This window comes from Enterobacter sp. DTU_2021_1002640_1_SI_PRY_ASU_LCPMC_013, from assembly GCF_032389435.1.
GTDB classification, from domain to species: domain Bacteria; phylum Pseudomonadota; class Gammaproteobacteria; order Enterobacterales; family Enterobacteriaceae; genus Enterobacter; species Enterobacter hormaechei_C.
This window is the reverse complement of record NZ_CP135594.1, coordinates 1,350,348-1,375,068: the sequence shown is the minus strand read 5'-3', so window position 1 is coordinate 1,375,068 and position 24,721 is coordinate 1,350,348. Positions and strand designations below refer to the sequence as shown.

Sequence of the window (24,721 nt, the reverse complement as noted above, 5' to 3'; positions counted from 1 at the left end):
ATCATAACCCTGGATTCACATGCATCTTACACTCTCGAACTATTTTCGCTATGGTTAGGGTTAAGCGTTGCTGCTGGCACAGTCACGGCAATATAATGAGAATTGTTATCATTCAAAATGCTTGAGGAGTAAGAAATGGCTAATACTAAGCTTGTCCTGGTGCGCCACGGCGAAAGCCAGTGGAACAACGAAAACCGCTTCACCGGTTGGTATGACGTTGATCTGTCCGAGAAAGGCGTGAGCGAAGCAAAAGCGGCAGGTAAACTGCTGAAAGAAGAAGGCTTCACCTTTGACTTTGCTTACACCTCTGTGCTGAAACGTGCCATCCATACCCTGTGGAACGTTCTGGACGAGCTGGATCAGGCCTGGCTGCCGGTTGAGAAATCCTGGAAACTGAACGAGCGTCACTACGGTGCGCTGCAAGGTCTGAACAAAGCGGAAACCGCAGAAAAATACGGTGACGAGCAGGTTAAGCAGTGGCGTCGTGGTTTTGCGGTCACGCCTCCAGAGCTGAGCAAAGATGACGAGCGCTACCCGGGCCACGATCCGCGTTACGCGAAGCTGACTGAGGCTGAACTGCCGCAGACCGAAAGCCTGGCGCTGACCATCGACCGCGTTGTGCCTTACTGGAACGAAACCATTCTGCCACGCCTGAAAAGAGGCGAGCGCGTCATTATCGCTGCTCACGGTAACTCCCTGCGTGCGCTGGTGAAATACCTGGACAACATGGGTGAAGATGAAATCCTCGAGCTGAATATCCCTACCGGCGTGCCGCTGGTGTACGAGTTCGACGAAAACTTCAAGCCAGTTAAACATTACTACCTGGGTAACGCCGACGAAATCGCTGCAAAAGCGGCGGCCGTGGCGAACCAGGGTAAAGCGAAGTAATATTCCCCGGACATAAAAAAAGCGTGGAGCAATCCACGCTTTTTTATTGCCCGGGACAAACTTAGCCGCGACGCGCTTTAACCGCATCCGCCAACTGACGCAGGATCGCATCGGTATCGTCCCAGCCAATGCAGGCATCCGTCACGCTCTTACCGTAGACCAGCGGCTCGCTGCCCTCCAGGTTCTGGTTGCCTTCCACCAGATGGCTCTCAATCATCACCCCAATCACTGCGCGTTCACCGCTGGCGATTTGCTGACACACATCTGCGCCGACTTCCATCTGCTTTTTAAACTGTTTGCTGGAGTTGGCATGGCTGAAATCGATCATCACCTGCGGTGCCAGACCCGCTTTCTCCAGCCCTGCTTTTACCTCCGCTACGTGTTTAGCACTGTAGTTAGGCTCTTTACCGCCGCGCAGTATGATATGGCAATCGCCATTACCGCTGGTATTCACGATAGCGGAGTGGCCCCACTTGGTCACCGACAGGAAGCAGTGCGGCGCGCCAGCCGCATTAATGGCGTCAATAGCGACTTTAATGGTGCCATCAGTGCCATTTTTGAAACCCACCGGGCATGACAGGCCAGACGCCAGCTCACGGTGAACCTGAGATTCCGTCGTACGCGCGCCAATAGCGCCCCAGCTCATCAGGTCAGCCAGATACTGCGGGGTGATCATATCGAGGAATTCTCCGGCAGCAGGCAGCCCGCTGTCGTTGATCTCCAGCAGCAGCTTACGCGCAATGCGCAGGCCGTCGTTGATCTGGAAACTGTTGTCCATATGCGGATCGTTGATCAACCCTTTCCAGCCCACGGTGGTACGCGGTTTTTCGAAATAAACGCGCATCACGATTTCCAGTTCGCCTTTCAGCTCTTCACGCAGGGCGAGCAGACGCGACGCATACTCTTTGGCCGCAGCAGGATCGTGAATGGAGCACGGCCCAATGACTACCAGAAGACGATCGTCGCTACCTTTCAGGATCTTGTGGATCGCCTTGCGGGCATGAGACACCGTGTTGGCGGCATTTTCGGTGGCGGGGAATTTTTCAAGGAGCGCTACGGGAGGTAATAACTCATTGATCTCTTTAATGCGTAAATCGTCGTTCTGATAATTCATCTTCTTTCCGGCTCTGCCATATCTTTAGTAATGAAAGCAATCCTTTCAATCTAACTTGTCGGCCACGAAGTGTAAACGGGCTTTTACACTTCGCGCAGATAATTCCTGGAATTCGTCTAAAATACACAACAAAATAGCGAAAAATGAGATCTGGCCTAAGCTTTTTACTTGTAACGACTGTTTTTAAATATTTATACGCGATTCCATCCTGACATAAATCAGGAAACTGGGATCTTTCGCCACTGAACAAGATGCACTGTTGGAGAATGTTATCCAGCGTAACGATAAGAACAGGAGCACCATGATGAAAATGACGAAACTGACTACGCTTTTCCTGACGGCAACCCTTACTCTGGCAAGCGGTAGCGTACTGGCTGCTGACGCAGGCTCATCCGGCAGCAATGGCGACGCTAATGCTGCTGCCGAAGCGGGCCAGGTTGCGCCGGATGCAAAACAGAATATTGCGCCAAACAATGTTGATAACAGTAATATCAACACGGGCAATACCAACACCGGCGGGACGAGCACAGGCACGATGAACCATGAAGGTATGACCACCGACGAGGTTCATAAAAACTCTGTGTGTAAAGACGGGAAATGCCCGGACCCGAATGACAAAGTAGGCAGCGATGCCAATACCAAAACGGACGGTACTACCCAGTAACCTTCCGTAAGGTAAAACAGGGAGAGCGAATGCTCTCCTTTTTTATTTAAGCTCTTAAAAACGCTAAACTAAAAATAATAATAAATCAGGAACGATACCATGGCGCACTCCCACTCCCATTCCCACTCCACTGGCGATGAAAATGCCAAACGGCTTCTGCTGGCTTTTGGCGTCACTGCCACCTTTATGATAATTGAGGTAATAGGCGGGCTGATATCCGGATCGCTGGCGCTGCTGGCCGATGCCGGGCATATGCTGACCGACGCTGCCGCGCTCCTGTTTGCTCTGCTGGCCGTGCAGTTTGCCCGTCGCCCTCCCAATACCCGCCACACCTTTGGCTGGCTCAGACTGACCACGCTTGCCGCCTTTGTGAATGCGATTGCACTGGTGGTCATTACTCTTCTTATCGTCTGGGAGGCTTTTCAGCGCTTTCGGCATCCACAACCGATAGCCGGGACGACAATGATGGTTATCGCCATTGCCGGGTTGGTCGCCAATATTCTGGCGTTCTGGATATTGCACCGCGGTAGCAGTGAAAAAAATCTGAACGTACGGGCCGCGGCGCTTCATGTGCTGGGCGATCTGCTGGGTTCCGTAGGGGCCATCGTAGCCGCGCTGATCATTATGGGCACGGGCTGGACCCCTATCGACCCGATTCTTTCCGTGCTGGTATCGTGCCTTGTATTACGCAGTGCCTGGCGGCTGTTGAAAGAGAGCGTCAATGAGCTGCTGGAAGGCGCTCCCACGTCGCTGGATATTGGCGAGCTAAAACGCAATCTGTGTCGTTCCATTCCTGAAGTCCGTAACGTTCACCACGTTCACGTCTGGCTGGTGGGTGAGAAACCGCTTATGACGCTGCACGTTCAGGTTATTCCGCCCCACGATCACGATGCGTTGCTTGAACGTATTCGGCACTTCCTTGAGCATCACTACGAAATTGCGCACGCCACCATCCAGATGGAGTATCAGCCATGTAACGGGCCAGACTGTCACCTGAACGAGGCGCAGTCCGGCCACTCACACGCCCATCACCATTAACGGGAAAGCGCGCGCGAGCCACGCTCACGCGCGCTGTTAATCCACATGCGACTGCCGTTCAGGGCAATGACCGTCAGCAGCATGTACTCCAGCGACATGGCATAAACACCCTGGTGGGCAAAAATCACCACGCTAATGACGTTGATGACCACCCACAGCAGCCAGTTCTCAACGTATTTACGGGTCATCAGGATCATTGCGGCAATCGACAACACCATCATGCAGGAATCCCAGAACGGGAAGGCATCCGGCTGAAGCTCAGGCATCGTCACATTTAATCCCAGACCCGACATGACCGAGACCGCCACGCGCGTCAGGAAGGCAAATACCGGATCAATAAAGACGGTCATAAAGCCGATAGCCACCACGCAGGCCGCGAACCAGGCGATGGCTTTTGGCAACGACAGCCAGCGGATTTGCAGTTCCGCCTCCTGCTGACTGTTTTGCCGAGACCAGGCGTACCAGCCATAGATATTGGCTGCGAAGAAGAACAGCTGTAGAAGCAGGCTGGCGTAGAGCTGGATCTGGAAGAAGATGATCGCAAACAGCGTGACGTTTATCAGCCCGAACGCATAGTTGCTGATCTTCTCAAGGCTGGCCAGCCAGATACAGAGTAAACCGGCCAGCGTACCGACCGCTTCAATCCACGACAGGTCATAGCCGCCCGCACCAATCGGGATATGAACCAGGATGTTCTGTGTGCTAAAAAAATCCATTTTTTCTCCGGGGCGTAATAAGTTAAGTACGTAGTGTAGCCGCAAAATCCAGCATACGGTTAAGTGGAATTAACGCGCCTTCACGCAGGGCGGCATCCACGTGGATCTCATGTGCTGCGCTACCGTTCTCCAGCCCCTCCGCAATCGCTTTGAGCCCATTCATCGCCATCCACGGGCAATGCGCGCAGCTTCGGCAGGTCGCCCCTTCTCCGGCGGTCGGCGCTTCGAGCAACGTTTTTTCCGGCACGGCCTGCTGCATCTTGTAGAAGATACCGCGATCGGTCGCCACAATGAGCTGCTTGTGCGGCAGGGTTTTCGCAGCATGAATAAGCTGGCTGGTTGACCCGACGGCATCCGCCATGTCAACGATGGACTGCGGGGATTCCGGGTGCACCAGAATCGCGGCGTCCGGGTATAACCCTCTCATGCGCGTCAGGGCCTGGGTCTTAAACTCGTCGTGAACGATACAGGCGCCCTGCCAGCACAGCACATCCGCACCGGTCTGTTTTTGTACGTAGTTTCCCAGGTGACGATCGGGCGCCCAGATGATTTTCTCCCCCAGGCTGTCCAGATGCTCAATCAGCTCAACGGCGATACTGGAGGTCACTACCCAGTCTGCCCGGGCTTTCACCGCCGCAGACGTGTTGGCATAGACCACCACGGTACGATCAGGGTGGGCATCACAGAAGGCGGTGAACTCATCAATCGGGCAACCGAGGTCAAGGGAGCATTCGGCATTCAGCGTCGGCATCAGTATGGTTTTTTCCGGGCTGAGAATTTTTGCCGTTTCGCCCATGAAGCGCACACCTGCAACCAGCAGCGTGGAGGCAGGATGTTTTGCACCGAAACGCGCCATTTCCAGGGAGTCTGAGATACAGCCGCCCGTCTCTTCTGCCAGCTGCTGAATTTCCGGGTCGGTGTAGTAATGCGCCACCATCACCGCATCACGCTCTTTAAGCAGGCGCTTAATTTTTTCACGATAGAACTGTTTTTCATCCCGGCTTAGCGGAGCGGGCTTCGGCGGGAAGGGATAGATTGCGGTTTCGGGATCAAACATCACACTCATTATGGCTTCTCGTTTTACTGGCTTAACAATATTGCCTTTGTTTTGCATGAGATAACAAAAATGAGGCAATGGTGTTTTGTATACTAAACAAGATAGCGAATTTGAGGGGGAATGTCATCGGGAATTGATGCCGGTAGCATCTGTCGGGTGGCGGCTTCGCCTTACCCGACCTACAAGGCACTGGCGAACGACAGATAGCAAAAAGGCGCCTTTAGGGCGCCTTTCAACACTGGTGGGTCGTGCAGGATTCGAACCTGCGACCAATTGATTAAAAGTCAACTGCTCTACCAACTGAGCTAACGACCCCTTGCGGGATGTACTTCAAATCTATTCAGGCTGGTGGGTCGTGCAGGATTCGAACCTGCGACCAATTGATTAAAAGTCAACTGCTCTACCAACTGAGCTAACGACCCGTTCGGGTGTTGCCTGAATTATCACTCGGAACCAATAAAATTGGTGGGTCGTGCAGGATTCGAACCTGCGACCAATTGATTAAAAGTCAACTGCTCTACCAACTGAGCTAACGACCCGAGTGGTGGGTGATGACGGGCTCGAACCGCCGACCCCCTCCGTGTAAAGGAGATGCTCTACCAACTGAGCTAATCACCCACTCTGTACTGCCAGAACTGCTTTAAGTGGTGGGTCGTGCAGGATTCGAACCTGCGACCAATTGATTAAAAGTCAACTGCTCTACCAACTGAGCTAACGACCCACTTTTGCGCTGCTTTCACGTTGTTTGATATCCCGTGGCAACGGCGGCATATATTACTGATTTAAGAATTCTGCGCAACAAAAATTTCGATGAAGATCACTTAACTGCTTAGGAATCATGCTGCACGACCAGAAATGACGCGATTTCTGGTCATGCGATAATCAACCCATCGAACTTAAACGTTTTTGCGCTTGTTTGGCGCCGTCTGTACCCGGGAATTTTGCAACCACCTGCTGATAAACCGCTTTGGCTTTTGCAGTGTCGCCTTTGTCCTGCATGATCACGCCGACTTTATACATCGCATCAGGCGCTTTCGGTGATTTCGGGTAATTTTTCACCACAGAGGCAAAATAAAACGCCGCATCATCCTTTTTACCCTTGTTGTAATTCAACTGACCCAGCCAGTAGTTCGCATTTGGCTGGTAAGTGGAATCAGGGTACTTCTTAACGAAGTTCTGAAACGCAACGATAGCATCGTCCTGGCGCGATTTGTCCTGCACCAGGGCAATGGCCGCGTTGTAGTCCGTATTCGCGTCACCGCTCTGTACAGGCGCACCAGACGACGCGGAGGCATCTGCCGCAGGTGCAGGCGTTGCCGCACCGCTTTGATCGCCTGCTGCTGGCTGTGCTGCTGCTCCGCCGCTGTTCAGGCTATCCATCTGCAACAAAATTTGCTTCTGCCGCTCCACAACCTGATTAAGCTGATACTGACTCTCCTGGATCTGACCACGAAGGGAATCAATATCATTCTGGTTATCGGAAAGCTGCTGCTGGAGTTGAGTTAAAAGCTGGCTGTGAGCGTTAGAAATACGCTCGAGTTGAGTGACCCGGTCTTCTACCGAGCCTGAGCCGACACTACTGATTGGTGCCTGAGCAAAAGCGGCCCAGGGGGCCGCTATTCCAACCAGTAACGACAGACTCATCAGATGATGTCTGAAGTTACTGCTCATGCAATTCTCTTAGTAAACGAGTACGGCACGACGGTTTTTGGAGTAAGCCGCTTCGTCGTGACCCAGTACTGCTGGTTTTTCTTTACCGTAAGAAACGATGGAGATCTGGTCAGCAGAAACGCCTTTACCCTGGAGGTACATTTTAACAGCGTTTGCACGACGTTCACCCAGGGAGATGTTGTACTCTGGAGTACCACGTTCGTCCGCATGACCTTCTACGGTGACTTTGTAAGACGGGTTGCTACGCAGGAAGTTTGCGTGCGCATCCAGCATTGCAGCGAAGTCAGAACGGATGTCGTATTTATCCAGATCGAAGTAAACGATGTTGTTCTGCTGTAACTGCTGCATCTGAAGACGCGCTTGCTCTTCAGAAGACATATTGCCATTGCCGTTAGCGTCCATACCGGTGCCGGCACCCATCATGCCTTCGCCGCTCTGGTCATTGCTTGCATTCTTGTTAGAAGAACACGCTGCGATTGCCATAACAGGCAGAGCGATCATCAGCCCCTTCAGCACTTTGTTCAGTTGCATTTCTAAGATTCCTTTAGTAATCAATTAATTATTATTACAGATACGGCGACCAGGCAGGTGATTTTACCTGTCCATCAGTTGCCGGAAGACGCGCTTTGAAACGCCCATCTGTAGAAACCAGATTCAGCACGGATCCCATCCCCTGAGAAGAGCTGTAGATTACCATGGTGCCGTTAGGTGCCAGACTTGGCGTTTCATCCAGGAACGTTGACGACAGTACTTGTACGCCCCCCGTTACCAGATCTTGTTTGGCAATGTGCTGCTGACCACCCGCAGTACTGACCATTACCATCGTTTTACCATCGGCACTGACGTCAGCATCCTGGTTCTGAGAACCTTCCCAGGTAATACGCTGCGCTGCTCCGCCGTTGATATTCACTTTATAAACTTGTGGACGACCTGCCTGGTCAGACGTAAAGGCCAGATTCTGGCTGTCCGGGAACCAGGTTGGCTCAGTGTTGTTGCTACGACCATCCGTGACCTGACGGATCTGACCAGAACCAATATCCATCACGTACAGGTTCAGGCTACCGGTTTTAGACAGGGCAAACGCCAGTTTGGTACCGTCCGGAGAGAACGCAGGCGCACCGTTGTGACGCGGGAATGACGCAACCTGACGCACAGCACCGTTAGAGAGCGTCTGGATAACCAGCGCGGAACGGCCGCTTTCGAAGGTCACGTACGCCAGCTTAGAGCCGTCCGGAGACCATGCCGGAGACATCAGCGGCTGTGGTGAACGGTGTACGGTGAACTGGTTGTAGCCATCGTAATCAGAGACGCGCAGCTCATAAGGGAACTGGCCGCCGTTGGTCTGTACTACGTACGCGATACGAGTACGGAACGCACCTTTAATACCGGTCAGCTTCTCAAACACTTCGTCACTCGCCGTATGGCCTGCGTAACGCAACCACTGCTTGTTCACCTTATACGTGTTTTGAGCCAGAACGGTACCCGGCGCACCGCCGGTATCCACCAGCTGATAAGCGACGTTATAGCCGCCGTCTGGCGCAGGAGTAACCTGTCCGACAACCACGGCATCAATACCCAGTGCAGACCATGCAGCAGGTTGAACTTCCTGAGCGGTACCCGGCTGCTGCGGCAGACGAGAACGATCTAAGGGGTTAAATTTACCGCTGTTACGCAGGTCAGCTGCAACAATGCCGCCAATATCTTCAGGCGCAGCGCCCGGGCCTGCCCACTGGAACGGAACGACACCGATTGGACGCGCTGAGTCGTTCCAGTCGGTAATGTCGATGCTTACTGTGGCATGCACTGCTGACGTCAACAGTACTAAAAAACCAAAAGCTAATCGTAATGCCTGCTTCATCATATCTCCCTTATCCGAACAATAAGTCCTGGATAATTTAGCAGAAGGTTAACAAACTCAAATACACAAAACTATCAGAACCCGATAACCGCAGCTCTGCTTATGGCTTAAAGTTCAGCGAAGCGTCTTTGAACACTTCATAGACAGCCTGTGACGGAGGTTTTGGCAGTTTTGCCTGATTCACTGCCACAAGTGCAGCCTGGCATAACGCTTCATCTCCCCCTTCTGACTCAACGCTCAGCACCATACCATCCGTAGCCAGTTTAATATGCAGTCGGCACGTTTTCCCGGTATAGAGCGATTTATCGTTAAGTCTGCTGGCAATAGCCGCAGCAATCTGATTCTTATAGTCGTTGATCTCAGCGCCAGAAGCACCGTTGTTCTTAGTGTTACCACTTCCTGCCGGTGCTGCGTTACTTCCTTTCGCCCCACCGCCCGTTTTCGGTGCATTCTTACCGGAGCTCAGGTCGCCCAGCAGATCGTCAACCCCTGCGGCAGCGGCTTTTTCCGCAGCAGCGGCCTTTTTAGCTGCGGCTTTTTCCGCAGCGGCGGCTTTTTCTGCCGCAGCTTTCTCGGCGGCGGCCGCTTTTTTCGCAGCATCAGCAGCCGCTTTCTTCTCTGCTTCCTGCGCAGCTTTTTTGGCGGCTTCCGCTTCGGCTTTCTTCTGTGCGTCAGCGGCCGCTTTTTTCGCCGCTTCGGCTTCTGCTTTCTTCTTCGCATCAGCAGCGGCTTTCTTCGCTGCTTCGGCTTCCGCTTTCTTCTGCGCATCAGCAGCCGCTTTCTTCGCCGCGTCTGCGGCTAACTTAGCCTGAGCATCTGCCTGCGCCTTCGCGTCTGCTGCGGCTTTGGCTGCCGCCTCTTCCGCCTGCTTCTGCTGTTCCTGAGCTTTCTTCGCTGCGGCTTCAGCCTGTTTCTGCTGCTCCGCCTGCTCTTTAGCGGCTTCCTGCGCCTGCAAACGCTCTTTCTCAAGCTGCTTCAGACGTTCCTGCTCGGCGGCCTGCTTTTCACGCAGCTCTTCCGCCTGCTGTTGCGCCTGTTTTTCACGCTGTTCTTCCGCGCGTTTTGCGCTCGCCTGCTGCTGTTGCTGGCGATTATAGTTCTGCACTACCGCACCGGGATCCACCATGACGGCGTCGATAGACGAGCCCCCACCGCCGCCTGATGCATCAAGGTGCTCATCGAACGAACTCCAGATCAGCGCTGCAAAAAGAATTACGTGCAGCACTGCGGAGACGATTATCGCTCGCTTAAGCTTGTCGTTCTGTTCGGTTGCCTTTGACACTATCGGTTCCCAAAAACTACGCAGATGATCAAATAGGCTGAGTCATTAAGCCAACTGACTTAACGCCCGCGCTATGTAGCAAGTTCAGCGCTTTGATAATTTCATCATATGGTACGTCTTTCGCACCACCGATTAAGAAGACCGTCTTCGGATTTGACTCCAGGCGTCGTTGCGCTTCAGCAATAACCTGCTCTGGCGGAAGCTGATCCATACGATCTTTCTCTACCACCACGCTGTACTGCCCTACGCCGGAAACCTCAATGATGACCGGAGGATCGTCATTGGTGCTTACCGCCTGTGATTCTGTCGCATCCGGCAGATCAACTTCCACGCTCTGGGTGATGATGGGCGCCGTCGCCATAAAGATCAGCAGCAGCACCAGCAGCACGTCCAGTAACGGAACGATATTGATTTCGGACTTGAGCTCGCGACGACCTCGTCCACGCGATCTGGCCATGGTTTACCCCTTGTTGCTCTCGGTGCTGGTAAACGCCTGACGATGCAGAATCGCGGTGAACTCTTCCATAAAGTTGTCGTAGTTCAGTTCCAGTTTGTTCACGCGCTGGTTCAGACGGTTGTACGCCATTACCGCCGGAATTGCGGCGAACAGACCGATTGCGGTCGCGATCAGTGCTTCTGCGATACCCGGCGCAACCATCTGCAACGTTGCCTGCTTCACCGCCCCAAGGGCGATAAAGGCGTGCATGATCCCCCACACCGTACCAAACAGGCCGATATACGGGCTGATGGAGCCAACGGTTCCGAGGAAAGGAATATGCGTTTCAAGATTTTCCAGTTCGCGGTTCATGGAGATGCGCATCGCACGCGACGCCCCTTCTACCACGGCTTCCGGCGCATGGCTGTTAGCGCGATGTAAGCGAGCGAACTCTTTGAAACCGCTGTAGAAAATTTGTTCGGAGCCTGAAAGGTTATCACGGCGTCCCTGGCTTTCCTGGTACAGACGCGAAAGCTCAATACCCGACCAGAACTTATCTTCAAACGCTTCGGCTTCGCGGCCAGCGGCATTGAGGATACGCGTTCTCTGGATGATGATGGCCCAGGATGCGATTGAAAAACCAATCAAAATCAACATGATAAGTTTAACCAGAAGGCTTGCCTTCAGGAACAAATCAAGGATATTCATGTCAGTCACTGCTTAAACTCCGCGACAATAGACTTAGGAAGCGCACGAGGCTTCATTATGGTTGGATCAACACAGACAATCAGGACTTCAGCTGAGTTCAGTACCGTGTTCTCTGCATTGACTATCCGCTGCGTGAAAACCAGTGAAGATCCGCGCATTGATGTAATTTCTGTTTGGACTTCGAGCATATCGTCGAGTCTGGCAGGCGCAAAATACTCAAGCGTCATCTTGCGTACCACGAAGGCAACTCGCTCAGCCAACAGCACCTGTTGACTAAAGTGATGATGGCGCAGCATCTCTGTGCGTGCCCGTTCATAAAAAGCAACGTAGCTGGCGTGGTAGACCACACCACCGGCATCGGTATCTTCGTAGTAGACACGAACCGGCCATCGAAACAGCGTTGTATTCACTTTACATCCCGGTAATACAAGAAAAGTTGGAGCTTTCAAACTTCGCTACTATACGCGCGGGAATGATGGTTTGGAATGGGAGAAAGTAAACGGAGAGTAAATTTTTATGGGCCAGGGTAAGCCCATAACGTTAACGGACATTTCTTATTCAGAAGAAGAAGAAAATCAAACCGGCGAGGAGAACCAGATCGGCAATCAGTGGGCAGAAGATGCCCTGCCAGTGTAGCGCTTTCGGACGAAAGCCGACACCGTGAATCACGCCTGCGCACACCGCCCACATAATCAGGAAGCCGTGCCAGATTTCAAGCTCGCTGGTTTTCGCCGCGAAGCGCGACGGGTCCCAGAAGATACAGCCTGCCAGCAGTAATGCCATAATGAGGGAAAGCGCCCTCAAGGGGCGCTTATCCATTACCGCATATAACGTTGCGATAATATTCATTAGTGCTTTTCTTCACCTGCTTTGGTCGCTTCTACATGCTCAAGCGCCAGGGCAGTGATGACACCAAACGCACAGGCAAGAAGCGTCCCTAAAATCCATGCGAAATACCACATATTCAGCTCCTTACTTAGTACATAGAGTGGGTGTTGCTTTCGATATGTTCTTTAGTGATACGACCGAACATTTTCCAGTAACACCAGATGGTGTAAGCCAGAACAATCGGAACGAACACGCAAGCCACATAGGTCATTAAGTTCAGCGTCATATGGCTGGACGTTGCATCCCACATGGTCAGGCTGGCATTCATCATGGTGCTGGATGGCATCACGAACGGGAACATCGCAATACCGGCCGTCAGGATGATGCACGCCAGCGTCAGGGAAGAGAATACGAACGCCAGAGCGCCTTTCTCCAGACGAGACGTCAGCACGGTCAGCAGTGGCAGCAGCACACCCAGAGCCGGGATAGCCCACAGCACAGGGGTATTGTTGAAGTTCACCAGCCATGCACCGGCCTGACGCGCCACCTCTTTGGTCAGCGGGTTAGACGGTGCAGCATGGTTGATAGCGGACGTCACCACGTATCCATCAATACCATACACCACCCACACGCCTGCCAGCGCGAAGCAGACCAGCGTCACCAGCGCTGCCACCTGAGCGGTAGCGCGGGAACGCAGATGCAGTTCACCTACGGTACGCATCTGGAGATAGGTTGCCCCCTGGGTGATGATCATCGCCACGCTCACCACGCCTGCCAGCAGACCAAACGGATTCAGCAGCTGGAAGAAGTTACCGGTGTAGAACAGACGCATATATTCGTCGACGTGGAACGGTACGCCCTGCAACAGGTTACCGAACGCCACACCAATGACCAGCGGTGGAACGAAGCTACCGATGAAGATGCCCCAGTCCCACATGTTACGCCAGCGGGTGTCTTCAATCTTGGAACGGTAGTCGAAACCCACCGGACGGAAGAATAAAGAAGCCAGCACCAGAATCATCGCCACATAGAAGCCGGAGAACGCAGCCGCGTAGACCATCGGCCAGGCAGCGAACAGCGCGCCGCCTGCGGTGATCAGCCACACCTGGTTACCGTCCCAGTGCGGGGCGATGGAGTTGATCATGATTCGACGCTCGGTGTCATTACGACCGAGGAAACGGGTGAGCATGCCCACGCCCATGTCGAAACCATCGGTGACCGCGAAACCAATCAGCAGAACACCGATCAGCAGCCACCAGATAAAACGCAATACTTCATAATCGATCATTTGATGACTCCTGTCTTAGCGTGCCGGCTGAGTAGTCGCAACAGACTGCTCGTAGTGGTAGCGACCGGTTTTCAGGCTGCTTGGGCCAAGGCGCGCGAACTTGAACATCAGGAACAGTTCAGCCACCAGGAACAGGGTGTACAGACCGCAAATGAGCAGCATGGAGAAGATCAGGTCGCCTGCGGTCAGGGAGGAGTTCGCTACCGCTGTTGGCAGCACCTCACCGATCGCCCACGGCTGACGGCCATATTCTGCAACAAACCAACCGGACTCGATAGCAATCCATGGCAGTGGGATACCGTACAGCGCGGTGCGCAGCAGCCATTTTTTCTCACCGATACGGTTACGAATGACTGACCAGAACGAGGCCGCGATGATCAGCAGCATGATAATGCCGCAACCCACCATGATGCGGAACGCGAAGTACAGCGGCGCAACGCGTGGAATAGAGTCTTTGGTTGCCATCTGAATCTGCGCTTCCGTCGCGTCAGAGACGTTCGGGGTATAGCGTTTCAGCAGCAGACCGTAACCGAGGTCTTTCTTCACGTCGTTAAATTGATCGCGAACGGCCTGGTCGGTAGAGCCGGCGCGCAGCTGTTCCAGCAGCGAGTAGGCTTTCATCCCGTTACGGATACGCTCTTCATGCTGCACCATCAGATCTTTCAGGCCAGTCACCTGTTTGTCGACGGAGCGCGTGGCGATAATACCCAGAGCGTAAGGAATTTGAATGGCGAAGCGGTTTTCCTGCGCTTCCTGGTCAGGCACGCCGAACAGGGTAAACGCTGCCGGTGCCGGCTGGGTTTCCCATTCAGCTTCAATTGCGGCGAGTTTGGTTTTCTGCACGTCGCCCATTTCGTAACCGGATTCATCACCCAGAACAATAACGGACAGAATCGCGGCCATACCGAAGCTTGCTGCGATAGCAAAAGAACGCTTGGCGAACGCGAAGTCGCGGCCGCGCAGCATATAGTAGGAGCTGATGCCCAGCACGAACATCGCGCCGCACACATAGCCAGACGCCACGGTGTGAACGAATTTAACCTGAGCAACCGGGTTCAGGACCAGCTCAGCGAAGCTGACCATCTCCATACGCATGGTTTCGAAGTTGAAATCAGATGCGATTGGGTTTTGCATCCAGCCGTTCGCCACCAGGATCCACAGTGCGGACAAGTTGGAGCCTAATGCCACCAGCCAGGTTACCGCCATATGCTGGACTTTACCCAGACGGTCCCAACCGAAGAAGAACAGACCTACAAAGGTGGATTCGAGGAAGAAGGCCATCAGACCTTCAATGGCCAGCGGCGCACCGAAAATATCCCCCACATAGTGGGAATAGTAAGACCAGTTTGTCCCGAACTGGAACTCCATGGTCAGACCGGTTGCCACGCCCAGCGCAAAGTTGATACCAAACAACTTGCCCCAGAACTTGGTCATATCTTTATAAATCTGTTTGCCGGAGAGGACGTAAACCGTTTCCATGATGGCCAGCAGGAACGCCATACCGAGCGTCAGCGGCACAAACAGGAAGTGGTACATCGCGGTCAAGGCAAACTGTAAGCGCGACAGTTCGACTACGTCTAACATTATGACTCCTTGCTCATCGCATGAAGACTCCGAGAGTGAACCCCGTTAGATAAGGATCCACACGCATGCCCCAATACAAAGTTATCTGCTTCCCTTCTTCGTTGCTTATTCTCTTCAGGAGGAAAAAGCAATGATGAAAGGTTACAAATACGTTAAGAAAAAACCAAATTGATCCCGTAAATATAATACGCTGCAAAACCCTTACAATAAACAGGTTTTTATTCGAACAGATTTACGTTTTTCGACGGCGATCAATTTATAGCAAAATTACCACTTTTCGGCCATTTTGATCGGGAACAATTTAACGCCTTTCGGAAGCTTTTTCCAAGGATTAAACATTGATTTAAATCAAAAACAGTCAGAGCTGTTAATGATGTTTCTTTGTGGTGCGGATAGTAAAAACCTTGTTAACAATATGTATATTTAAAGGCGTTATTGGTTATAAAAGCCAGAAGATAATATAAACAGTTGTGATTTTTATTAACGCGCAAGAAAAAACGCATTTTGCCGGAAGATAAACATATAATGTTATCTGCTTCACAGTATTTTTCTTTCGCTTTGCTACCCGCCGAAAAGATTACATTTCATTCACCTTTAATAATCTTAAAATTAACACCCTTTCGTGACTATTTGATGAAATAAAGGCCGCAGGAATGCGGCCTTTATTTTGTTCGGAGGATTACCTTTCAATTTTTATGCTAAAGGTGCGTGACTGGCATGGCCGGAACGACCCCGTAATGGCTGAACCCTCCTCCCCTTGCGCCTTGCGCACCTCATTCATGTCCGTTTCGCAACATGCCTGGACCTCACGGTTCACAGACAAAGCCACGTCACAGGAGCGGGTCCCCGAAGGGTTGTACAGACGAAGAATCATCTCGTCACGATCCTCCGCTTTTTTCAGCGCACTGAGTACACATCCGTTAGGCGCCAGCGTTAACAGGCTATAGCTACAAGGGGTGGTGAAAGAGGCGCGGTTAAGCTTCATCGCATCCCACGGGATTTTGTTATAACAGTGCACTGGCGTTAACCACGACTTCGCCTGCTGCGCAACGCCAGCACTGACGGGCGTACCATTAAAACTGAACAGGCTAAAGCGACAGGTTAACTGGCCCCGCATCTGCGAATCAGGCACCGGCATTTTGATCCCGGACGGTCTGCCAGGGCGCAGCAGTAAATCTTCCTTCCCAAGCACCCCCACGCCGCGAAGCAACGTCAGGGCAAACGTTTTTTGACGCTCGCCAGTCACTTCAAATTCGCGTAACCCTTCGGTAAACAGCGCCATCCCGTTACGCCGTTCCTGGAGCACCGCGTAGTTGAGCAGATTCCACACCGGCAGCGGCGCTTCCTTCCAGCCCTCCTCCTGCCAGTTCGCCATCGCTTCATCCTGTACAGGTCGCGTCAGCGAACCGAACTGGGTATCGGCTAACACCGTGTCTGTGGTAAATGGCGTCGGGATCAGCACCCGCACACGGTGGTCATCCGCGTGATTTCCGAGACGCGCCTCAACGTCGATACGTCGGCTGTTATGGCTGAGCGTGACCGTGAGCTCTGCCTCAAGCGTTCCCGTCTGCTGACGCGCAGAACGTTCGGCGAGATCCGCCGGCACCGCCATGCGATGGCGGATCACCGCCCTGCTCTGCCAGGCCTCGTGGATCACCTCAACCTCATGCTCGCCCTGAGCGGAAGTGAGTCTCCACTCTTCCCGTGAAGGCGAGTAGTCGTACTCATCGCCATCATCCGAGCTCTCTTCTATTTCCAGCACGCGGTCATAGATAAGCCCGGACGCTTTATCGAGCAGACGCAGGGTGCCGTCGTCGTTTAACGTTATTTCCCAGAAAGCATTTTCCAGCAACGCCTCCGACGATTTTTCTGCCGCCAGCAGCTTGCCGGCCACGTGCGGCTCGATATAGAGCGTGCGGTAACCCATTGATGGCAGGATCTGATTGAGCTGGATATCAAACTCCATAAAGGGATCGTAGTTGCCGTAATGCACAATTTGCCGGTCAATCAAGCCGGGGTCGATTTCACGCGCGCTGCGCAGGCAGTAAGGGATTTCATTCCCCCTATCGTCCAGCAGGCGGAACTGGCTGGCGCGCAGACGTATCGTGGTGTTAATCACTTCCTCACGCGGCCAGGGCGTGAGGTTAAACATCACCAGTTTGTCTTCCTCGCTCTGCGGCATGTTGTCGACAATCTTGCGCATATAGAAGCACGTCAGGTTATCGGCCATGTCTTCCGCCAGCTCGAAGCGGGACATCACCTCACGATGCACTTTGTCACTACAGCAGCAGCCGATACTGTCATGGGCGTGATTCTTGAGGATCTCTTTCCACATTTTTTCCAGCAAGCCGTGGTGATACTCAAAGCCCAGCGTCCAGGCAAGCGTGGCCAGCGGCTCAAGGACGTTGACGATTTTATTCTCTATCCGGGCGTGGGCGATTTTAATGTCCATTCGCGTGGAGCCTATCGTCCGGTGCACCCGCATATATTTACCGTCAATAAACTCCCCTTTCAGCGTCGCCAGTTCATCGCGGTGCGCGTCAATGTGGTCAAACACGTCCTCGAAGCGGCTCATCACAAACTGACGCTGCGGATAGATTTCGCGCAGCTTATCCATCACCGCAAAGATGTTCTGCTGGAGCGGCATCTGATCATGGCCGTTAGGCAGCAAAATTTCTTTCGTCACGGAGGCTTTTTCCAGCACCTCGAAGTACGTGTCGAGCCGTTTGCGCAGCCCGGCCTCATCCTCCGGTAAGTACTTACCAATCGCGTAGCCCAGCGGCAGCACCTGTGCCGTCACTTCGCTGCCGTCCTGACTTTGCCAGAGAAATTCGGTTTTATCGGTACCGTGCCGCTCGGAACACCCGCGCCAGAACAGGGTGCGCGTGATGCCAAAACCATTGTAAATGTGCGGCAGCTGGGAAGACATGCCGAAGGAGTCCGGCAGATAGCCAATTTTCATCGGCTCGCCAAAGGCCAGACAGTCGCGTATACCGTACATCAGATTTCGGACAATCGACTCGCCGGAAACAAGGGTGGTATCCGTCTGGGTATACCACGGCCCAATAATCAGCTTCCCGGCCGCCACCAGCGCCTTCACGCGTGGCCTGTTTTCCGGTTTCACGGCAAAATAATCTTCCAGCACCGCCGTCTGGCCGTCGAGTACGTAGTATTTATACTCTGTGTCCTGCTCAAGACGAGTGAGGATCTCTTCCATATTATTGACCAGAAGAATACGTGACGCTTCGGTGGTGAAGTACCACTCCCGGTCCCAGTGCATATGTGGCGTGATATGAACGCGAGATACAGCTTTCATCTTCGTTTCCTGTCAGTGCGTGTTTACGATGGTATGTCTTCAGTCACGTAGGTGCCGCTCTTCACGGCCTGGCGTCGCCAGAGCAGTAAAATGAGCGTAGAGATTGCGGCGCCAGCCAGCGCGGCGCCAAACCAGCCGACAGCGGCCATCACGCCGCCCAGCCCGGCATCATGCAGTAAGAAGAGCGAGAAAATGCCCGCGCCGGGGGTGGATAGCCCAATCCCCATCGCCCCGACAATCGCTCCGGTCACCATTGACCCCAGAACAAATGAGCCAATGACCCGCAAAGGATCCTCAATAGCCATCGGAATTGCCCCTTCGGTGATGCCCGCCAGCCCCAGTAGCCAGGTGGACTTGCCGGTTTCAATTTCGAACTGTTTGAACAGGTTCGGAGCCAACATCGTTGATGCCGTCACGGTAAAGGCCGATACCATTTTGACGGAGGCAAAAATCGCATAAGGCCCGTATACGCCATTCGCCATCGCCCCCAGACAGAACGCGTAAGAGGCTTTGTTGACCGGACCGCCCAGATCGAACGAGCACATAAAGCCCAGGATCGCCCCCAGCAGCAGCGCATTCGCGCCGGACAGACCGTTAAGCCAGGCGGTCAGGGCGTTATTGATCCAGGCTACCGGTTCGCCGATCACAAACAGCATCAGGCTGCCTGCGCCCAGCACGCCAATCACCGGATAGAGATAAAAGGTCAGAAAGCCGTTGTAGCGGCTACTCAGCCGGATGTGGTTTTTCACCCAGCGCATCAGGTAGCCCGCAATCAGCCCGCCGACGATGGCCCCGAGAAAACCAGAGCCGATCATATTGGCGGCAAGACCCGCCGCAAAGCCCGGCGTTAGCGCAGGTTTATCCGCCAGCGAGTAAGCGGTATAGGCCGCCAGAACAGGCACCATCAGAATACCGAGCATCCCGCCGCCCAGTTTGCGGTACATCCACAGCCACGAATTTTCCTGATCGAACAGATGCTGCAAGCCCAGGATTTGCGCCAGCAGTACCGACACTGCCAGCACCGTGCCGCCAGCGACAATCAGCGGCACCGCAAAGGAGATACCGCTGAGCAGCGCCTGCTTGAGTTCGGTTTTAACGCACTTTTTCGCGTCCGAGTCGACGTGCGCAGGACGCGCATCGGATACAGGCTGTAGCGCCAGCGCACGCTCAATGAGCGCTTCCGCATGGCGTAAGGGTTCCGCGACGGGCACGGAAATGGCGGGCATCCCCTGAAAACGCTCACGCTCTTTGATCGCCACTTCCGCCGCGAAGATACACGCTTTTGCCTCCTGCAACTGCTGCGCGGTGATGCGCCCCTCAATACCATTTGCCCCCTGCTTTTCGACCACCACATTGACGCCGAGCTTACGTCCCGCTTTTTCGAGATATTCCGCTGCCATGTAGGTATGGGCGATCCCGGCCGGACAGGCGGTAACGCAGACGATCGTCGGGGCATTCTCCGCAACGGCGGTTTCTCGTGCGTCAGGCGCCTTTTCCAGCGCCGCAAGCACCGCTTCCGCGCTGGTCGCCGTCATCACGCGCGCCCTGAGCTCGTCATCCGCCAGGCGAGACGTCAGTTCCGTCAGGACCTGAATATGCGTTGATCCCGCTTGTGCGGGAGGAATGGCGAGCAGAAAAATTAGCTCAACCTCCTCCGGTCCGTCCACACCTTCCCAGGCCAGCGGCTCACGCAGTGTGGCCACGGCAAAAGCCGCTTCGTTTACCGCCACTGATTTACCATGAGGTACGGCCAGCCCCTCGCCCAGCGCCGTCGGGCCAAGCGATTCCCGATGGAAAACGTCTGCCAGAAACGTATCGGCGTTGGCTATTTTGCCCAACGCCACCAGCCGCGTCGCAAGCTGACGGATTGCCTCATCACGGCTGGTAAACTGCGCCTGCACGCAGACAGCACGGGGGTCGGTCAGAGTCGTCAGGTTCATAAGATCCTCACCTATCCAAAGTTATTGTCTGGGGAGGATTGTGGCAGACCGGATAATACATTTATGTGATCATTTTCACTAACACCGATATTTGTATCTTATTTGTATTATTTACAAATTTACCACTGAAGGCATAATTCCCTGAAAACGTATTAAAAAGGCGCGACACAATGGGCAATAAACCGATGTACCGGCAGATCGCCGATGCGTTCCGCGAGAAAATTAATGCCGGTGAGTTAAAACCTGGCGACGCGCTGCCGACGGAATCCAGCCTTCAGGAGGCGTTTAGCGTCAGCCGGGTCACCGTGCGGCAGGCTTTGAAGCTGCTCGCCGACGAGCAGATCATCGAAAGTATTCAGGGCAGCGGCTCGTATGTAAAAGAGGAGCGGGTGAATTACGATATTTATCAGCTCACCGGCTTTTACGAAAAGTTAGCGGATCGCAACGTCGATACGCACAGCGACGTCAGCGTCTTCGAAGTGGTGAAAGCCGATGAGCGGCTCGCGGCAAAACTTGCGCTCAATCCGGATGATAAGGTCTGGCACGTCAAGCGCGTACGCTTCATCAGGGAAAAGCCGGTGAATCTGGAAGAGACATGGATGCCGCTGGCGATGTTCCCCGACCTCACCTGGGAAGTGATGGAACAGTCGAAATACCATTACATTGAGCAGATCAAAAAGATGGTTATCGATCGCAGCGAGCAGGAGCTGGTGCCAGTCATGCCATCGGACGAGGCGATTGCCGCCCTGGCGCTCGATCCGGCAAAACCGATTCTGGAAAAAGTCTCTCGTGGCTTTCTGAAAGACGGCCGGGTATTTGAATACAGTCGCAACGTGTTTAACACCGACGACTATAAATTCACCCTGGTGGCTAAACGCAGGCAATAAAAAAAGGCCGCTTTACAGCGGCCAACCATGTCGAAACGGACATTTTTTTATACTTCAACGCGCCCCAATCGGGGAGCAGAGAGGACTTACTTAATGATGGATTTCAGTGCTTCACCGATATCCGCCAGGCTGCGAACGGTTTTCACGCCTGCGGCTTCCAGTGCTGCGAATTTCTCATCAGCCGTACCTTTACCGCCTGCGATAATCGCGCCCGCGTGACCCATACGTTTGCCTTTCGGCGCGGTCACACCCGCGATGTAACCCACCACCGGCTTGGTCACATGATCTTTGATGTAAGCAGCCGCTTCTTCTTCCGCGCTACCACCGATCTCACCGATCATCACGATCGCTTCGGTCTGTGGATCTTCCTGGAACAGCTTCAGGATGTCGATGAAGTTAGAGCCCGGGATCGGGTCACCGCCGATGCCCACGCAGGTGGACTGGCCGAAACCGTAGTCGGTAGTCTGCTTAACCGCTTCATAGGTCAGGGTACCGGAACGGGACACGATACCCACTTTGCCTGGGCGATGAATGTGGCCCGGCATGATGCCGATTTTGCATTCGCCTGGAGTGATAACGCCTGGGCAGTTCGGGCCGATCATGCGCACGCCTGCTTCGTCCAGCTTCACCTTCACGGTCAGCATATCCAGCGTCGGGATGCCTTCGGTGATGGTGATGATCAGCTTAATGCCTGCGTCGATCGCTTCCAGAATAGAGTCTTTGCAGAACGGCGCCGGTACGTAGATCACGGTCGCGGTTGCGCCCGTCGCTTCTACCGCTTCACGCACGGTGTTGAACACCGGCAGGCCCAGGTGCGTGGTGCCGCCTTTACCTGGCGTTACGCCGCCAACCATCTGCGTACCGTAGGCAATCGCCTGTTCGGAGTGGAAAGTCCCCTGGCTACCGGTGAAGCCCTGGCAGATAACCTTGGTATCTTTATTAATTAAAACGGACATTATTTCCCCTCCACTGCGGCAACAACCTGCTGAGCTGCATCCGTCAGACTTTTCGCTGCAATAATATTCAGGCCGCTGTCAGCCAGTTTTTTCGCGCCGAGTTCAGCGTTGTTCCCTTCCAGACGTACAACAACCGGAACGTTAACGCCCACTTCTTCTACCGCGCCGATGATACCGTCGGCGATCAGGTCGCAACGTACGATACCGCCGAAGATGTTCACCAGAACCGCTTTCACGTTGCTGTCAGAGAGAATGATTTTGAACGCTTCGGTTACGCGCTCTTTGGTTGCGCCACCGCCCACGTCGAGGAAGTTTGCTGGCTCACCGCCGTGCAGCTTAACGATGTCCATGGTGCCCATTGCCAGGCCCGCACCGTTAACCATGCAGCCGATGTTGCCATCCAGCGCGACGTAGTTCAGCTCCCACTGTGCAGCCTGTGCTTCACGCGGATCTTCCTGAGACTGATCGCGCATTTCACGCAGATCGGACTGGCGGAACAGCGCGTTGCCGTCAGCGCCCAGCTTGCCGTCGAGGCAGATCAGGTCGCCCTGGGTGGTGATCACCAGCGGGTTGATCTCGATCAGCGCCAAATCGCGCTCCAGGAAAATGGTCGCCAGACCCATGAAGATCTTGGTGAACTGCTGAACCAGCTTGCCTTCCAGACCCAGTTTGAATGCCAGCTCACGACCCTGGTAAGGCATTGGGCCCGCCAGCGGATCGATAGCCACTTTGTGGATCAGGTGCGGGGTTTCTTCCGCCACTTTTTCGATTTCCACGCCGCCTTCGGTAGACGCCATGAACACCACGCGACGGGAGCTACGGTCTACGACTGCGCCGAGGTACAGTTCTTTCGCGATGTCGGTTGCCGCTTCAACCAGGATCTGGTTAACCGGCTGGCCGTTCGCATCTGTCTGGTAGGTTACCAGACGCTTGCCGAGCCAATGTTCAGCAAACGCACGGATCTCTTCTTTGCTCTTAACAACCTTCACACCGCCCGCTTTACCACGGCCACCAGCGTGAACCTGACATTTAACTACCCACGGGCCGGAACCGATTTTAGACGCGGCTTCTTCTGCTTCACGCGGGGTAGTACAGGCATAACCCACCGGAGCCGGTAAGCCATACCGGGCAAACAGCTGTTTGGCCTGATATTCATGTAAGTTCATGTGTTCTATCCATCCTTCAGGTAATCGTTAGGTAGTGCTTTTGTAGGCCCGGCAAGCAACGCGCCGCCGGGCAAGACTGCAAAAACTAGACGTCCAGCAGCAGACGCGTTGGATCTTCCAGCAGCTCTTTAATGGCAACCAGGAAGCCTACGGACTCGCGGCCGTCGATCAGGCGGTGATCGTAAGAGAGCGCCAGGTACATCATCGGCAGGATCTCAACTTTACCGTCTACCGCCATTGGACGATCTTTAATGGCGTGCATACCCAGGATCGCGCTCTGCGGCGGGTTGATGATCGGGGTAGACATCAGCGAGCCGAACACACCACCGTTGGTAATGGTGAAGTTACCGCCAGTCAGGTCCTCAACGGTCAGCTTGCCGTCGCGGCCTTTCACGGCCAGCTCTTTGATTTTCTTCTCGATGTCAGCCATACCCAGGGTATCCACGTCACGCAGAACCGGGGTAACCAGGCCGCGCGGGGTAGAAACCGCCATGCTGACGTCGAAGTAGTTGTGGTAAACCACGTCATCGCCATCGATAGACGCGTTCACTTCCGGGTAGCGTTTCAGCGCTTCAACTACCGCTTTCACGTAGAAGGACATGAAGCCCAGACGGATACCGTGACGTTTTTCAAACGCGTCACCGTACTGCTTGCGCAGGTCCATGATTGGCTTCATGTTGACTTCGTTGAAGGTGGTCAGCATCGCGGTGGAGTTTTTCGCTTCCAGCAGACGCTCGGCCACGCGCTTACGCAGGCGGGTCATAGGCACGCGTTTTTCGCTACGTGCGCCCAGAGCTGGCTGTGCCGCTGGTGCTGCCGCAGGGGCTTTCGCTTCCGCTTTCGCCTCAGAAGGCGCTTTTGCCAGATGCTTGTCGATGTCTTCGCGCGTCAGACGGCCACCCACGCCGGTGCCTTTGATGGCTGCCGGATCGAGGCTGTGCTCAGCCAGCAGGCGACGGATCGCCGGGCTGAGCGCGTCATTGGTCTGATCGGACAGAGACGCCTGCTGGCGCTGGGCCGGAGTAGACGCTTTCTCTTCAGATTTGGCGCTGGACTCTTTGCCCGCGCTATTGCCTTCACGCAGGCGACCCAGGATCTGGCGTGAAGTGACGGTTGTACCTTCATCTTCCAGGACTGCATCCAGAATGCCATCCGCTGAAGCCGGTACTTCCAGTACCACTTTGTCAGTTTCGATTTCTACCAGCACTTCGTCACGGGTTACCGCGTCGCCTGGTTTTTTGTGCCAGGTGGCGACGGTTGCATCTGCTACGGACTCAGGCAGGTCGGGAACAAGAATATCTACGCTACTCATTATGTATCCTTT

23 protein-coding genes and 5 tRNA genes are annotated in these 24,721 nt (G+C 54.1%); 4 read left to right on the top strand and 24 right to left on the bottom strand.

All coding sequences use genetic code 11. The features are described 5' to 3' along the window. The first annotated feature begins 135 nt into the window (after positions 1–135). Positions 136–888 (top strand): 2,3-diphosphoglycerate-dependent phosphoglycerate mutase, encoded by a 753-nt coding sequence (gpmA, locus tag RS584_RS06555; protein WP_315749122.1) that lies wholly within the window; start codon positions 136–138, stop codon positions 886–888. A 61-nt stretch (positions 889–949) separates the two neighbouring features. On the opposite strand, the gene aroG is transcribed toward gpmA, so the two are convergent. Next, positions 950–2,002, bottom strand: coding sequence for a 3-deoxy-7-phosphoheptulonate synthase AroG (gene aroG / locus RS584_RS06550; protein ID WP_003858564.1), 1,053 nt, complete (start codon positions 2,000–2,002; stop codon positions 950–952). A gap of 304 nt (positions 2,003–2,306) precedes the next feature. On the opposite strand from aroG, the gene RS584_RS06545 reads away from it, so the two are divergent. Beyond that, positions 2,307–2,666, top strand: a complete 360-nt coding sequence (locus RS584_RS06545; RefSeq protein WP_017384957.1) for a protein YbgS — start codon at positions 2,307–2,309, stop codon at positions 2,664–2,666. Positions 2,667–2,765: 99 nt separating this feature from the next. Beyond that, positions 2,766–3,704: a CDF family zinc transporter ZitB gene (gene zitB, locus RS584_RS06540; RefSeq protein ID WP_017384958.1), complete on the top strand. Its 939-nt coding sequence runs from the start codon at positions 2,766–2,768 to the stop codon at positions 3,702–3,704. On the opposite strand, the gene pnuC is transcribed toward zitB, so the two are convergent. The 20 genes from pnuC to mngA form a co-directional block, all read right to left on the bottom strand. Beyond that, positions 3,701–4,420 (bottom strand): nicotinamide riboside transporter PnuC, encoded by a 720-nt coding sequence (gene pnuC / locus RS584_RS06535; RefSeq protein WP_315749121.1) that lies wholly within the window; start codon positions 4,418–4,420, stop codon positions 3,701–3,703. The genes zitB and pnuC overlap by 4 nt on opposite strands. A 22-nt stretch (positions 4,421–4,442) precedes the next feature. After that, entirely contained in the window at positions 4,443–5,486 is a 1,044-nt protein-coding gene (gene nadA / locus RS584_RS06530; protein WP_048973327.1) for a quinolinate synthase NadA, read from the bottom strand. Between the two features lie 230 nt (positions 5,487–5,716). After that, positions 5,717–5,792 (bottom strand) — tRNA-Lys (locus RS584_RS06525). Positions 5,793–5,823: 31 nt separating this feature from the next. After that, positions 5,824–5,899, bottom strand: a tRNA-Lys gene (locus RS584_RS06520). A gap of 41 nt (positions 5,900–5,940) precedes the next feature. Then, positions 5,941–6,016, bottom strand: a tRNA-Lys gene (locus RS584_RS06515). 3 nt (positions 6,017–6,019) lie between these two features. Beyond that, positions 6,020–6,095 (bottom strand) — tRNA-Val (locus tag RS584_RS06510). Positions 6,096–6,122: 27 nt separating this feature from the next. Next, positions 6,123–6,198 (bottom strand) — tRNA-Lys (locus tag RS584_RS06505). Between the two features lie 161 nt (positions 6,199–6,359). Next, positions 6,360–7,148, bottom strand: coding sequence for a cell division protein CpoB (gene cpoB, locus RS584_RS06500; RefSeq protein WP_003858574.1), 789 nt, complete (start codon positions 7,146–7,148; stop codon positions 6,360–6,362). 9 nt (positions 7,149–7,157) lie between these two features. Continuing rightward, positions 7,158–7,679, bottom strand: coding sequence for a peptidoglycan-associated lipoprotein Pal (gene pal, locus RS584_RS06495; RefSeq protein WP_003858578.1), 522 nt, complete (start codon positions 7,677–7,679; stop codon positions 7,158–7,160). Between the two features lie 34 nt (positions 7,680–7,713). After that, the gene (tolB, locus tag RS584_RS06490; protein WP_017384962.1) at positions 7,714–9,006 is read right to left on the bottom strand and encodes a Tol-Pal system beta propeller repeat protein TolB; all 1,293 of its coding nucleotides are present in this window, start codon (positions 9,004–9,006) and stop codon (positions 7,714–7,716) included. 100 nt (positions 9,007–9,106) lie between these two features. Continuing rightward, complete coding sequence (tolA, locus tag RS584_RS06485; protein WP_315749120.1) at positions 9,107–10,288, bottom strand: cell envelope integrity protein TolA; 1,182 nt, start codon at positions 10,286–10,288, stop codon at positions 9,107–9,109. A 28-nt stretch (positions 10,289–10,316) separates the two neighbouring features. Next, complete coding sequence (gene tolR, locus RS584_RS06480; protein ID WP_003858589.1) at positions 10,317–10,745, bottom strand: colicin uptake protein TolR; 429 nt, start codon at positions 10,743–10,745, stop codon at positions 10,317–10,319. 3 nt (positions 10,746–10,748) lie between these two features. Beyond that, positions 10,749–11,441: a Tol-Pal system protein TolQ gene (tolQ, locus tag RS584_RS06475; protein WP_003858590.1), complete on the bottom strand. Its 693-nt coding sequence runs from the start codon at positions 11,439–11,441 to the stop codon at positions 10,749–10,751. Beyond that, positions 11,438–11,842, bottom strand: coding sequence for a tol-pal system-associated acyl-CoA thioesterase (ybgC, locus tag RS584_RS06470; protein ID WP_315749119.1), 405 nt, complete (start codon positions 11,840–11,842; stop codon positions 11,438–11,440). The genes tolQ and ybgC overlap by 4 nt, the downstream gene beginning before the upstream one ends. A gap of 148 nt (positions 11,843–11,990) precedes the next feature. Further along, complete coding sequence (gene ybgE, locus RS584_RS06465) at positions 11,991–12,281, bottom strand: cyd operon protein YbgE (protein ID WP_003858596.1); 291 nt, start codon at positions 12,279–12,281, stop codon at positions 11,991–11,993. Then, a complete protein-coding gene (cydX, locus tag RS584_RS06460) occupies positions 12,281–12,394 on the bottom strand; it encodes a cytochrome bd-I oxidase subunit CydX (protein WP_003858598.1) in 114 nt (37 codons plus the stop codon). The genes ybgE and cydX overlap by 1 nt, the downstream gene beginning before the upstream one ends. A 14-nt stretch (positions 12,395–12,408) precedes the next feature. Continuing rightward, complete coding sequence (gene cydB, locus RS584_RS06455; protein WP_023303309.1) at positions 12,409–13,548, bottom strand: cytochrome d ubiquinol oxidase subunit II; 1,140 nt, start codon at positions 13,546–13,548, stop codon at positions 12,409–12,411. Positions 13,549–13,563: 15 nt separating this feature from the next. After that, positions 13,564–15,132, bottom strand: coding sequence for a cytochrome ubiquinol oxidase subunit I (cydA, locus tag RS584_RS06450; RefSeq protein WP_003858601.1), 1,569 nt, complete (start codon positions 15,130–15,132; stop codon positions 13,564–13,566). Positions 15,133–15,811: 679 nt separating this feature from the next. Beyond that, on the bottom strand, positions 15,812–18,448 hold the full coding sequence (gene mngB / locus RS584_RS06445; protein WP_315749118.1) for a mannosylglycerate hydrolase: 2,637 nt from the start codon (positions 18,446–18,448) through the stop codon (positions 15,812–15,814). 23 nt (positions 18,449–18,471) lie between these two features. Continuing rightward, positions 18,472–20,388 (bottom strand): PTS 2-O-a-mannosyl-D-glycerate transporter subunit IIABC, encoded by a 1,917-nt coding sequence (gene mngA, locus RS584_RS06440; RefSeq protein ID WP_315749117.1) that lies wholly within the window; start codon positions 20,386–20,388, stop codon positions 18,472–18,474. A 170-nt stretch (positions 20,389–20,558) separates the two neighbouring features. On the opposite strand from mngA, the gene RS584_RS06435 reads away from it, so the two are divergent. Continuing rightward, complete coding sequence (locus RS584_RS06435) at positions 20,559–21,275, top strand: GntR family transcriptional regulator (protein WP_017384967.1); 717 nt, start codon at positions 20,559–20,561, stop codon at positions 21,273–21,275. 86 nt (positions 21,276–21,361) lie between these two features. Here the strand turns inward: RS584_RS06435 and sucD are convergent, their stop codons facing one another. From sucD to odhB, 3 genes are all read right to left on the bottom strand, one after another. Continuing rightward, positions 21,362–22,231, bottom strand: a complete 870-nt coding sequence (sucD, locus tag RS584_RS06430; protein ID WP_003858609.1) for a succinate--CoA ligase subunit alpha — start codon at positions 22,229–22,231, stop codon at positions 21,362–21,364. Beyond that, positions 22,231–23,397, bottom strand: a complete 1,167-nt coding sequence (gene sucC / locus RS584_RS06425; RefSeq protein ID WP_017384968.1) for an ADP-forming succinate--CoA ligase subunit beta — start codon at positions 23,395–23,397, stop codon at positions 22,231–22,233. The genes sucD and sucC overlap by 1 nt, the downstream gene beginning before the upstream one ends. Positions 23,398–23,482: 85 nt before the next feature. Beyond that, positions 23,483–24,709 carry a 2-oxoglutarate dehydrogenase complex dihydrolipoyllysine-residue succinyltransferase gene (odhB, locus tag RS584_RS06420; protein WP_003858613.1) on the bottom strand — a complete coding sequence of 409 codons (1,227 nt, stop codon included), beginning with the start codon at positions 24,707–24,709 and terminating at the stop codon, positions 23,483–23,485. Positions 24,710–24,721 lie beyond the last annotated feature (12 nt).